Origin of the sequence: Methylobacterium nigriterrae, from assembly GCF_037106235.1 — a bacterium.
In the GTDB taxonomy this organism is placed as follows: domain Bacteria; phylum Pseudomonadota; class Alphaproteobacteria; order Rhizobiales; family Beijerinckiaceae; genus Methylobacterium; species Methylobacterium nigriterrae.
In genome coordinates, this window is the sequence record NZ_JBAWTG010001112.1 from 1 (window position 1) to 225 (window position 225).

Annotated in this window: 1 pseudogene; it reads right to left on the minus strand. The window is 76.0% G+C overall.

The features are described 5' to 3' along the window. A pseudogene (locus WDW90_RS41335) lies at positions 1–225 on the minus strand (hypothetical protein); the annotation flags it as partial.

Below are 225 nucleotides of genomic sequence, written 5' to 3' on the forward strand. Positions count from 1 at the left end.
TCGAGCGCGACCTTGGCCTGCTGCGCCTTGTCGCCTCCCTGGCCGGCCTGGGCCGACTTCTCGGGCGGTGCTTCGGGAACGGCCGGCCCGCCCCGGTTCGACGTGTCCACCCCCTGGCCCTCGCGAGCGGCCGCGGTCGCCTTGCCGCTGGTCGAGGCCGAGATGGCTTCCCGGGCCTCGTCCGTCACGCGCTTGTCGAGGGCGGCGATCCGGTCGCCGCACGCG